Raw genomic sequence first — 11,541 nt, forward strand, 5'->3', positions numbered from 1 at the left:
GAGCCTCAGTGGAGGGTGCTTTGGATAAAAATATGAAAATTCTCGTTGTAGATGACTTTTCTACAATGAGACGAATCATTAAGAACTTACTTCGTGACCTTGGTTTTACGAATATTCAGGAAGCCGATGACGGCAACACGGCTCTGCCTATGTTGCAAAACGGCGATTTTGACTTTGTCGTGACCGACTGGAACATGCCGGGCATGCAAGGTATCGATCTGCTAAAAGAAATTCGTAAAGACGATAATCTGTCGCACTTGCCGGTACTCATGGTAACGGCGGAAGCAAAACGCGAACAAATCATTGCTGCAGCGCAGGCAGGTGTTAATGGCTACATCGTAAAACCATTCACCGCTGTGACGTTAAAAGAAAAGCTCGACAAGATTTTCGAACGCATTAGCTAAAAGGGCTATGACCATGTCTGATAAAGCCCATGATATTTCCCTCGAGCAGGCTAAAGAACTCGTGTCTTTGCTGGAAGAGGGAAAGCAGCAACAAGCCAATCAACTTCTGGAAGACGTATACAACCGTCGCAACGACAAACTGTTTACTTCAGTGGGTCAGCTGACGCGAGACCTCCACGAAGCATTGCAGGACTTCCAACTGGACCCTCGCATTGTGCAAATGACAGAAGATGATCTTCCTGATGCGCAAAACCGTTTACAGTACGTTATTCAAAAAACAGAAGATGCCGCGAACCGAACAATGGATGCGGTAGAGGCGTGTTTGCCGATGGCTGACGACATGCACCAGCGCGTTGAAAGTGTCATGCCGGTTTGGAATCGGTTGATGAGCAACGATATTGAGATAAATGAATTCAAGTCTTTGTGTCATGAGGTCGATGATGTACTTAAGCGCTGTGGTGAAAATATGCCACAAGTGCATGGGCTTATGACCGAAGTACTTATGGCTCAGGATTATCAAGACATTACCGGGCAGGTCATTCGACGAGTCATTCAATTGGTTGAAGACGTCGAGAAAAACCTCATTGAACTGTTAAAAATATTCGGCAAAGAAGAAGCACGCAGAGAAGCGGAAAAAGCTGAATCTTCAAAGCAGAAAAGTGCTAGTGAGGCAGAAGGCCCAATTATTGATGCCGATAAACGTGATGACGTTGTTGGTGGGCAAGACGAAGTGGACGATTTATTGTCCAGTTTAGGTTTCTAGGAGCATCAGTCGCATGAGCTTTGATATGGATGAAGACATACTGCAGGACTTTTTGATCGAGGCGGGAGAAATCCTCGAGCAGTTGTCTGAGCAGTTAGTTGAGCTAGAAAACGACCCAGAAAACAAAGATTTATTAAACGCGATTTTCCGTGGTTTCCATACCGTGAAGGGTGGCGCAGGCTTCCTGTCGCTCACTGCCTTAGTGGATACCTGCCACGGTGCTGAAAACGTGTTTGATACTTTGCGTAATGGTCAGCGCACGGTTACGTCAGACTTAATGGACGTGATCCTTCAAGCGCTGGATACTATCAATGCTCAGTTTGCACAGGTGCAAGCTCGTGAAGACATTAGCCCAGCCGATGACAAATTACTTGAGTTATTGCATAAGCTTAGCCAGCCAGAGTCTGAAGACGAGGCGCCTATCGAAGCACAGGCTGAAGAAGCTGAGCCAGAACCGGAACCCGAACCAGAACCAGAGCCAGAAGCACCCAAAGCGGAAGCGACCAAAAGCTCAGGCGATGGCGGCATAGACGAAATTCAGGATGATGAATTTGAAGCTTTACTTGATGAGTTGCACGGTGAGGGCAAAGGCCCAGGTGTTGGCAAATCAGATAAGAAAGCCGATGCGCCGAAAGCTGCGGCTGATAATGACAACGACGAAATTACCGATGATGAATTTGAGTCGTTGTTAGATGAGCTGCATGGCTCAGGAAAAGCGCCGAAAAGCGCTGAGAAGAAACAAGAAGAGCCAGCCGACAGCGATGAAATTACCGATGATGAGTTTGAGTCCCTGTTAGATGAACTGCATGGTTCTGGCAAGGCACCGACGAAGAGTGTGGATAACGGCAAAGAAGAAAAGCCAAAAGGTACGCCTAAGCCTGAGAAAAAGGCGGCGCCTAAACCAGAGCCAAAAGCCAAACCAGCTCCTAAACCTGCTGCAAAAGAAGACAAGCCTAAAGCTGCAGAGAAACCGGCTGACAAGAAGCCGGCAGCACCACAGCAACCGGCTGCGGAAACCACGGTTCGAGTCGATACCAAACGTTTGGACGACATTATGAACATGGTTGGTGAGCTTGTTTTGGTGCGCAACCGTTTATTGAGTCTGAGCAATTCGGACGACTCTGATAATGACGAAATGGGCAAAGCCATTTCAAACCTGGATGTTGTCACTGGCGACTTACAGGGCGCCGTCATGAAAACCCGTATGCAGCCAATTAAGAAAGTCTTTGGTCGCTTCCCTCGGGTAGTTCGTGACTTAGCACGCAGCCTGAAAAAAGAAATTAACTTAGAAATGTTCGGCGAAGACACCGACTTGGATAAAAACCTCGTTGAAGCGTTGGCTGATCCGCTGGTTCACTTAGTGCGCAACTCGGTTGACCACGGTATTGAAATGCCGGACGTTCGTGAGGCCAACGGTAAGCCAAGGGCGGGTACGGTGACACTGTCAGCCTCTCAGGAGGGCGACCATATCATGTTGTCGATCAAAGACGATGGCGCCGGTATGGACGCTGAAAAGCTTAAAGGCATTGCTATTAACAAAGGTATTTTAGATGCCGACGCAGCCGCACGCTTAAGCGACGAAGACGCTTACAACCTGATTTTTGCCGCCGGCTTTTCGACCAAAGAGCAAGTGTCTGATATTTCCGGCCGTGGCGTTGGTATGGACGTGGTAAAAACCAAAATCAGCCAGCTAAATGGTAGTGTCAAAATTCAGTCAGAGCTGGGTAAAGGTACTGAGTTACTGATAAAAGTGCCGTTAACCTTAGCTATTTTGCCGACCCTCATGGTGGCAGTAAAAGAGCAGACGTTTGCATTGCCACTGGCGGTTGTTAGCGAAATTATCGATTTGGATATGAAACGCACCAATACAGTCGATGGTCAGTTAACACTGATTGTACGTGACCGTGCTATACCGCTGTTCTTCCTTGAGCATTGGCTGGTGAGAAACCCAGACCGCTCAAGCCGCAATGAAAACGGCCATGTTGTGGTTGTACAGATTGGCAATCAGCAGGTTGGTTTTGTGGTCGATGCGCTCATTGGTCAGGAAGAAGTGGTTATTAAACCATTGGATAAACTGTTACAGGGCACGCCAGGTATGGCAGGTGCAACCATTACCAGTGATGGTGGTATTGCGCTGATTATTGACGTACCAAGCATGCTGAAGTATTACGCTAAACGATAACGGGACACACCGTTCATGACAGTTAAAGTTCTCGTAGTGGACGACTCGGCGTTTTTCAGACGCCGGGTAACCGAGATTCTGGAAGCACACTCAAATATTCAAGTCATTGGCTCGGCCAATAATGGCGAGGAGGCGGTAGCGCAAGCAAAAGCGTTAAAGCCTGACGTTATTACCATGGACATTGAAATGCCGGTGATGAACGGCATTGATGCGGTAAAAACCATTATGGGCAGCAACCCTTGCCCCATTTTAATGTTCTCGTCACTGACTCACGAAGGTGCAACGGCAACGCTAAATGCGTTAGAAGCTGGCGCTGCGGACTTCTTACCTAAGAAGTTTGAAGATATCGCTCGTAACCGTGATGAAGCGGTTAAAACGCTGCAAGATCGCGTACTGGCCATTGCCAAGCAACCCTCAGCCAGAACGCCGACAATAACGCGTACACCAACAAGTCGAACCGCTGAGCCGGCGAAACCGAAAGAGCCCGTGTCGGCGCTGGATCGTATTCGACAACGTAATGAAGAACGGCAAAGCCAGCGTCAAGCATCGTCTCGATTAGCAGATGCCGCCGGCTCTTTGAGCATTAATCGTGCGTATCAAGTTTTGGCGATTGGGACATCGACCGGTGGGCCCGTTGCATTGCAGAAAATACTAACGCAATTGCCGGGCAACTTTCCGTACCCCATTGTTATGGTGCAACATATGCCAGCGGCTTTTACTAAAGCCTTTTCTCAGCGCCTGGACGGGTTGTGTAAGATACGCGTGAAAGAAGCTGAGGATGGCGATGTATTAACCCCTGGCACGGCTTACTTGGCGCCGGGTGGCAAGCAATTAGTGGTAGAAGGTCGATCCGGCAGTGCCCGGCTGCGAGTCAAAGAGGACACCAGTGGCCGCGTTACGTATAAACCCAGTGTCGACTTAACCTTTGCCAGCTTATCAAAAGTGTATATGGGCAAGGTGTTGGGCGTTATTTTGACGGGGATGGGGGCTGATGGTCGTGAAGGTTCACGTATGTTGAAACAACAAGGCGCCACTATCTGGGCTCAGGATCAGGCCAGCTGTGTTGTTTATGGCATGCCGCAAGCGGTTGCCTCAGAGGGTATTTCAACGAAAAGTATTAGTTTGGATAATATGGCGCGCTCCATCATGAAAGAAGTCGGATACAGCGGCGTTTAATAAGGTGCGTATATGATTGTTTGGACGGTAGCTAACCAGAAAGGTGGCGTGGGGAAAACCACCACAACAGTCGCTCTGGCGGGGCTATTGGCTGAACAAGGTAAGCGAGTTTTATGTATTGACACTGACCCTCATGCTTCACTGACCTATTATTTTGGTTTTGATTCTGAAGAGCTGACTCACAGTGTTTTTGATGTATTCAGCGCTGGTAAAGACGTTAACCGCGAACTGATGCGCCAATGCATTTTGCCGACTGAGTTTGACAACCTTAATATTATGCCTGCGACCATGGCGTTAGCGACACTGGATCGAAAGCTTGGTACGCAAGGCGGAATGGGTCTGGTGTTAAAAAAAGGCTTAGCCTCTGTTGCTGATGAGTACGATTATGTGCTTATTGATGTCCCGCCGGTGCTTGGTGTGCTCATGGTAAACGCATTAGCCTGTTGTAATCGAGTGCTTATTCCGGTGCAGACGGAATTCCTGGCGTTGAAAGGTTTGGACAGAATGATGCGTACGCTTATGCTCATTCAGAAGTCACGTGGCGAAGAGCGACCATATACTATCATTCCAACCTTGTACGACAAACGAACCAATGCGTCATTACAGACGTATAAGAAGCTTGTTGGCCGGTACGGTAAGTCGGTTTGGAACGGCATGATCCCTATCGACACCAAATTCCGCGATGCGTCGAATGAACAGACACCACCATCACTTTATGCGCCGAAGTCGCGAGGTGTGCTGGCCTATCAGTCATTGCTTATTCACTTACAACAAATGGAGCTTCGCTAAGTTATGAACAGCAAACACTCCAGCAGTGAACAGGCAATGACCGAGTACCTCGATGCGTTACTGCTTGAGGATGAGGTGGTTGAGTTTGATAACGAGCCTGTGAAGAAACTGCTCGAGCAGGCGGCGCCGAAAATACAACAAGTGACCGAACAAGAGTCGGTGACTTTGAACAGAGATGAAGACTTATTGCCTTTAGTTTCTGTAAAAGCGGACGATACTGATACTAGAGAGGCGCTTGCTAAGACTGAGGTCGAGGTAGAAGCGGATACTCAGGTTGAGCCGGATGTTGTCACTGAACAAGTCGAAGAAACTGAAGAGAGCGTTGAGGTTGACGATGAGACAGACGTCGCAACGCATACAGATATTGACGAAATGGCGCCAACGGAAGACGCGCAGCCAGATGCCATGTCTGAGTACATGGAAGACGATTTCCAGGCGCTGTTTTTTAAAGTGGCTGGTTTAACACTGGCGGTGCCACTGAAAAGTTTAGGCGGCATTCATCAAGTTGGGAAAATCAGCCCGCTGATGGGTAAGCCAAAATGGTTTAAAGGCATAATGACAGAGCGTGAAGACAAGCTGCAGGTTGTCGATACCGCTCGTTGGGTTATGCCGGAGAAATACACGGAAGAGCTGGAAGAATCATTAGACTACCAGTATCTTATAACGTTAAATGACAGTCCATGGGGACTGTTGTGTGAAGAATTGGTAACCAGCGAACCATTGCAACCCGAAGCCATTCAATGGCGTAAAGAAGGCACTAATAAGCGGCCGTGGCTGGCCGGAGTGGTTCGTGACAGAATGTGTGCGTTGCTCGATGTAAACGCATTGATTACACTTCTGGATAACGGCCTGGGACATATCCAGCAAGACAAATAACGCATGGCGGAGTGAAACATGAGTAAAGATAATCGCGCTATCAAAAATGAAACGGACGCTGACAGTAACGATAAAGTATTGCAGTGGGTCACGTTTCAGCTTGACGATGAAACTTATGGCATTAATGTCATGCAGGTTCAGGAAGTGCTTCGTTACAGCGAAATAGCGCCAGTACCCGGAGCGCCTAACTATGTACTGGGCATCATCAACCTGCGTGGTAATGTAGTAACGGTTATCGACACTCGTCTTCGTTTTGGTCTACAACCAACCGAAGTAACCGATAACACACGTATTGTTATTATCGAGTCTGAAAAGCAGGTTATCGGCATTTTGGTTGACAGCGTTGCCGAAGTGGTTTACCTGAAAACCTCTGAAATAGACAGCGCACCGAATGTGGGTACCGACGAAAGTGCTCGTTTCATTCAAGGCGTCAGCAACCGGGATGACGAACTGCTGATTTTGGTTGATCTGGATAAAATGCTGACGGATGACGAGTGGGATGAAATTTCTCGTTTGGGTTAATCGCGAGCGGGTGGTTTAACCATGACACTTTGGCTTATTGCAATATCAGCGCTGGCTCTTGGGCTGGCGCTGATTGCGTTGGTTGCTGTTATTATGACATCGCGTCGCCAGGCCGAGCTTATTGAGCGTCAGCAACAACGCTTGTTAATGCTCACTGAGACGGCGACCGAAGTGCTTTCCTTAAAAGAGCAGTTGAATGAGACGAAACCAGAGACTAACTTCGCCGAAAAGCAGTTACTGGCGCAGTTAGAACAGCAAGTTGCCACACTTAATGACGAGCAACGTCGATTACAGGAAAAGCTTCAGGAGCTGGCTGAGCAGGATCCGGGCTCAAAATTATATCATCGAGCAAGTAAGTTAGTAGCCAGTGGCGCAACGGTTGAAGAGCTGATGCACGAGTGTGAGCTACCTCAGGCAGAAGCAGAATTGTTGGTATCCTTGCACCAGCGTAAAGGTTAACCTTCCTCCCATTGTCGCGGAAACTTACCGTCCAACAAATAAGCAAAAGCAATAATTTCCGCAATAATAATGTAAAGCTCACGCGGAATTTCATCACCAACATTGAGTTTGGCAAGTGAGTCCGACAAGAGCGGATCTTCATGAACTAACACGCCATGCTCTTTGGCAACGGCGATAATTTCTTCCGCTAGCTCGTCAAACCCGCGAGCGATAACCTTGGGGGCGTTAAAGCCGTCATACGACAGCCCAATGGCTTGCTTCTCTTTTTTGTCCGTCATACTTTCACCCGAATAATGCCACTTTGTTGTGTCGCCAGGGTTTCCGGAATTCGCCCTTGCTGAACGCGAAACTTCACACTGTTAACCGCTAAATCGGACAACCGCTTCTCCAGTTGCTCCAGGTGTTTCTCGATAATGCTTTGCGCTGAAGGTGACTCGGCATAAAAATCGACTGACGAGCCCTGCGGATGATACCGGCCTTTAACCAGTAAAGCGCCTGTTGCTTCTAACTCAAAGCGTAAGGTGAAAAGCCATAACGTGCGACCCTCCTGCTCCGGCGTATCGGGCTCTCGCTCCGGGCGAATAAGCAACTCGTTTTGTCCGGCCTTTTGTGGGTCGGTCGGCAGCAAAATGAAATACTCAGGCTGCTGCACCGGCGAGTCTTGTAGCCGTGCCTGAGCGCTTTGGGCTGAATTTAGTACGCCAGTGAATAACTGTAGCAGTCGTTGCAATTGCTGCTGAGGCAATTGCAGCAACAGTTGATTAATGCGCTCACGCACATCACCCGCAACGTCAGGGGACGGGTTTAACACCTGTTGTATTAGTGCTTGAGTGAATTGCTTTGGCAAAGATTGCAAACTTGCTTGTGCGGTGCTTTGTTGTTGACTGTTCTGTTGTAAGCTCAGCCCCAGCAGCGTCATTAGCATTTGACCAAGTGACCCCATTTGCTGGCTTGACTGCACACTGACCGGACGCGCCGCAAACCAGTCGTTAATCCAACGCTGTAACGCTTCCGGGCGCTGCATGGATTCGCCAGAGGGCTGTTGTTGCAACACGACTTTTATGAGCTGTTCAATGGCATTAGAGGGGGAACGCAAAGCCGCTGTTAAGGTTGCGGCGGTCTGTGCTGCTTGAGTCGTAGACGCCGTATTGGTTGCACTAGCGCCTGACGTTGTCGCTGTATTGACACTGGTGTTTATTTTGGCAATAAGCGCAGACAATTCAGGAATCTTCAATGACGTGTTTGCAGCATTACTGGGGGGCACGGAAGGTTGCGCAGAAAGTTGTGCTTTTATTTGAGTGAGCAGTGTTTGTAGTGCCTGCTGAAACTGCTGCGGGCTCAACTGATGCGCCTGTTTAATGGCGATACCACGCGAAAGCTGAATTGGATGGGCTACGTTGAGCGGCGCCTTGTCTGCTGGCTGTGGTGCTCTGGCACTTTGAGTTATTTTGAGTATTTGCGAAGCCTGCGGACTATCGACCAACGCTTTAACAAGCTTGGGCGGCAGCTGGGTAATCGGTATTTCAACTTTGCCAATTTGTGTGTTTACTGTATTGCCTTGAGGTGCTTGCGTGACTTGCTTCTGTTGTCCCGGCTGTGCTGGCTCAGTGGGTGTCGGTTGGCTAATGACGATTTGTACAACCGGCTTGTTCCCCTGCGGCATGGATATTTGTAATTGCAATTGTGTGCTGCTTGCCAGTTTAGCGGGCAGTTGCGTTAACAGTGCCTTTGGCGGGTTCGGCCATTGCCAGCTAGCGCCTTGTATCTGCGGCGGCGAAGTTTGCTGGGCTTTATTCTCGGTTTGAGGCGTGAGTATAGACGCGGGTATTTGCAAGGTTGGCTTACTGGCGGTTGAAGCTGAATTGCTACCTGCAGTATTCGCGCCTGTTAAAATGCGTGCAAGTGTTGCGATGTTTTGCTTATCAATACGAGCTATAGAGCGCTCTGGAGCGTTCAGCATTTGTTGTAACAGTTGCGTGATATCAGCCATGCGCTTTACTCAAATTTTATGGTAGACTCGGTGGCATTTGCGTCAGCTTACCAGTAAGGGCTCAGTAGTAAAATCCTCATGACACAAGAAACTACCGCTAAAGTGCCACTGTTGCATGCCGAGCAGCTTAGCTCAACGCGTGGTGGTCGAGTATTGTTTGATGATCTGAGCTTCCAGTTACACCCTGGTGAGTTATGGCAGGTAACTGGCCCGAATGGCGCGGGCAAGTCGACGTTATTGAGAATGCTGGCCGGGCTTTTAGACCCCACAGAGGGCCGTATTCAGTTTAACGGCTCTGATTTGCGCGACGCTTGGCAGGATTACTGTCAGCAATTGCTGTTTATTGGTCATAAAGCCGCTGTAAAAGGCGAACTTACCGCATTAGAAAACCTCTATTGGCAACAGCAACTTACCGCAAGCCCTAACACTGATGGCTGGGACTTATTGGAAAAGCTCGGTTTGCTGGGGCTGGAAGATGAGCTTACGGGCCGTCTATCAGCTGGCCAACAGCGACGTGTTGCTTTAACCCGGCTGTGGGCGAATAAGGCAAAGCTGTGGATTCTGGATGAACCTTTTACTTCCTTAGATGTGCAAGGCGTTGGGTTACTGCAAAAGCGTTTCGCAGAGCATTTGAGTGACGGCGGCTGTATTATCTTTACGTCACATCAGTCACTGACGCTGCCGAACTTGTCTCCCAAACTGATTGATTTAAGCCTGACCTCACAAGTGGACAATGAGGTGGCTTATGATTAATCCGTCCATGCGACAGGTTTGGTTTGCGGTACTCAAGCGTGACTTGCGTATAGCCGCACGTCGACGCAGTGACGCCTTGAATCCGCTGCTTTTTTTATTGATGGTGGTGACGTTGTTCCCTCTGGGCGTCGGGCCTGGACCTGATATTCTTGCGCGTATTGCGCCGGGAATTATTTGGGTGGCGGCACTGTTGGCCAGCTTGCTTGGCTTAGAACGCTTATTTAAAGATGACTTTCAGGACGGCACACTGGAGCAGTTGTGTTTATTGCCTCAGCCATTGGCGTTTACGGCAACCGCAAAGGTGATGGCGCACTGGTTGTTGACTGGATTACCTCTCGTTATTTTGTCCCCACTACTGGCGCTGTTGTTGAGTTTGCCACTGCAAGGTTGGTGGGCGCTAGCGCTCAGCCTGCTGCTAGGCACGCCAGCGCTGAGTGCGCTTGGAGCAATTGGTGCGGCACTGACACTGCAGGTGCAAAGAGGCAGCTCCCTTATCAGTCTTATCCTTATTCCATTATTTATTCCGCTACTGATTTTTGCCACTGCCGCTGTTGAAAATGCCTCTATGGGGCTTGCAGTCCACGGCCAGTTGGCTATTCTGGCGGCTATTTCTGTTTTAACCATAACATTGTCTCCGCTGGCGATAGCAGCGGGCATAAAAATGAGTGTGAATTAATATGTGGCGATGGTTACACCCTTATGCAAAGCCTGAAGCGACCTACCGACTGGTGGACAAGTTACTGCCTTGGTTTGCAGCATTAACCTTTATCTCTTTGGCTGTTGGTGTGGTTTGGGGGCTCGCTTTTGCGCCGTCTGACTACCAACAAGGCGACAGTTATCGAATCATATTTTTGCATGTGCCCGCGGCTATATTTTCGATGGGCGCCTACTCAGGTATGGCGATAATGGGTGGTATAGCACTGATATGGCAAATTAAAACAGCGGAGTGGGCAATTCCGGCGATAGCTCCGGTTGGCGCTGCGTTGACGGTTGTCGCACTACTAACCGGAGCCATTTGGGGTAAGCCGATGTGGGGCACTTGGTGGGTGTGGGATGCACGTCTCACTTCCGAACTGATTCTCCTGTTTTTATACATTGGCGTTATGGCGCTGTACTTTGCGTTTGATGACGCCAGAACGGGCGCGAAAGCCGCAGCCATACTCTCACTTGTTGGGGTGATTAACCTGCCTATTATTCATTACTCCGTCGAGTGGTGGAACACCTTGCATCAGGGAGCGACCATTACCAAGTTTGAGAGACCTTCGATAGCGACCAGTATGCTTATTCCGTTATTAATATGCTTGGCGGGCTTCCTGTTTTTAACCATTTCACTGGTGATGATGCGGTTAAAAAATGAGATACTACGACACGAATTAGGCCGCCCCTGGGCGCAACATGAACTGGAGAAAAATTGATGGCATTCGACAGTTTTCAGGACTTTATTACTATGGGTGGCTACGGCTTGTATGTTTGGTTGTCTTTTTTCTTGAGCTTTGTCGTTATCGCGCTGGTCGCACTGGAAACCGCTATCGCTCGTCAATCCCTGAAGAAAAAGAGTCAGCAATTGCAAAATCGTCAGCAGCGTTTGGCCAAGCGCCAACGGTCTGTGTCGCAGTAGGAGAGACGT

General features: G+C 49.1%; 14 protein-coding genes. 12 read left to right on the plus strand and 2 right to left on the minus strand.

What is annotated here, in order from left to right; genetic code table 11:
- Positions 1–20: 20 nt before the first annotated feature.
- The 8 genes from cheY to EST55_RS00325 are packed head-to-tail and all read left to right on the plus strand — an operon-like array spanning position 21 to position 7,171.
- Positions 21–404 carry a chemotaxis response regulator CheY gene (cheY, locus tag EST55_RS00290; protein ID WP_053953012.1) on the plus strand — a complete coding sequence of 128 codons (384 nt, stop codon included), beginning with the start codon at positions 21–23 and terminating at the stop codon, positions 402–404.
- Positions 405–417: 13 nt separating this feature from the next.
- Entirely contained in the window at positions 418–1,167 is a 750-nt protein-coding gene (locus tag EST55_RS00295) for a protein phosphatase CheZ (RefSeq protein ID WP_129496109.1), read from the plus strand.
- A 13-nt stretch (positions 1,168–1,180) separates the two neighbouring features.
- Entirely contained in the window at positions 1,181–3,349 is a 2,169-nt protein-coding gene (locus EST55_RS00300; protein ID WP_129496110.1) for a chemotaxis protein CheA, read from the plus strand.
- Positions 3,350–3,364: 15 nt separating this feature from the next.
- A complete protein-coding gene (locus EST55_RS00305; protein ID WP_129496111.1) occupies positions 3,365–4,525 on the plus strand; it encodes a chemotaxis response regulator protein-glutamate methylesterase in 1,161 nt (386 codons plus the stop codon).
- A 12-nt stretch (positions 4,526–4,537) separates the two neighbouring features.
- Positions 4,538–5,314: a ParA family protein gene (locus EST55_RS00310; protein WP_129496112.1), complete on the plus strand. Its 777-nt coding sequence runs from the start codon at positions 4,538–4,540 to the stop codon at positions 5,312–5,314.
- A gap of 3 nt (positions 5,315–5,317) precedes the next feature.
- Entirely contained in the window at positions 5,318–6,190 is an 873-nt protein-coding gene (locus EST55_RS00315) for a chemotaxis protein CheW (RefSeq protein ID WP_129496113.1), read from the plus strand.
- An 18-nt stretch (positions 6,191–6,208) separates the two neighbouring features.
- Positions 6,209–6,712, plus strand: a complete 504-nt coding sequence (locus EST55_RS00320; protein ID WP_088768635.1) for a chemotaxis protein CheW — start codon at positions 6,209–6,211, stop codon at positions 6,710–6,712.
- A 21-nt stretch (positions 6,713–6,733) separates the two neighbouring features.
- Positions 6,734–7,171 (plus strand): DUF2802 domain-containing protein, encoded by a 438-nt coding sequence (locus tag EST55_RS00325; RefSeq protein WP_129496114.1) that lies wholly within the window; start codon positions 6,734–6,736, stop codon positions 7,169–7,171.
- On the opposite strand, the gene EST55_RS00330 is transcribed toward EST55_RS00325, so the two are convergent.
- Positions 7,168–7,449, minus strand: coding sequence for an EscU/YscU/HrcU family type III secretion system export apparatus switch protein (locus EST55_RS00330; RefSeq protein ID WP_053952938.1), 282 nt, complete (start codon positions 7,447–7,449; stop codon positions 7,168–7,170). The genes EST55_RS00325 and EST55_RS00330 overlap by 4 nt on opposite strands.
- Positions 7,446–9,161 (minus strand): flagellar hook-length control protein FliK, encoded by a 1,716-nt coding sequence (locus EST55_RS00335; protein WP_129496115.1) that lies wholly within the window; start codon positions 9,159–9,161, stop codon positions 7,446–7,448. The genes EST55_RS00330 and EST55_RS00335 overlap by 4 nt, the downstream gene beginning before the upstream one ends.
- 78 nt (positions 9,162–9,239) lie before the next feature.
- Here EST55_RS00335 and ccmA point away from each other — a divergent pair, with 78 nt between their 5' ends.
- The 4 genes from ccmA to ccmD are packed head-to-tail and all read left to right on the plus strand — an operon-like array spanning position 9,240 to position 11,532.
- Entirely contained in the window at positions 9,240–9,914 is a 675-nt protein-coding gene (ccmA, locus tag EST55_RS00340) for a cytochrome c biogenesis heme-transporting ATPase CcmA (protein ID WP_129496116.1), read from the plus strand.
- A complete protein-coding gene (gene ccmB / locus EST55_RS00345; protein WP_129496117.1) occupies positions 9,907–10,590 on the plus strand; it encodes a heme exporter protein CcmB in 684 nt (227 codons plus the stop codon). Before ccmA ends, ccmB begins: the two co-directional genes overlap by 8 nt.
- Position 10,591: 1 nt before the next feature.
- Complete coding sequence (locus tag EST55_RS00350) at positions 10,592–11,329, plus strand: heme ABC transporter permease (RefSeq protein ID WP_129496118.1); 738 nt, start codon at positions 10,592–10,594, stop codon at positions 11,327–11,329.
- Positions 11,329–11,532, plus strand: a complete 204-nt coding sequence (gene ccmD, locus EST55_RS00355) for a heme exporter protein CcmD (protein ID WP_240665215.1) — start codon at positions 11,329–11,331, stop codon at positions 11,530–11,532. Before EST55_RS00350 ends, ccmD begins: the two co-directional genes overlap by 1 nt.
- Positions 11,533–11,541: the final 9 nt, after the last annotated feature.

The sequence above is a fragment of the Idiomarina sp. 29L genome (assembly GCF_004123135.1).
Lineage (GTDB): Bacteria > Pseudomonadota > Gammaproteobacteria > Enterobacterales > Alteromonadaceae > Idiomarina.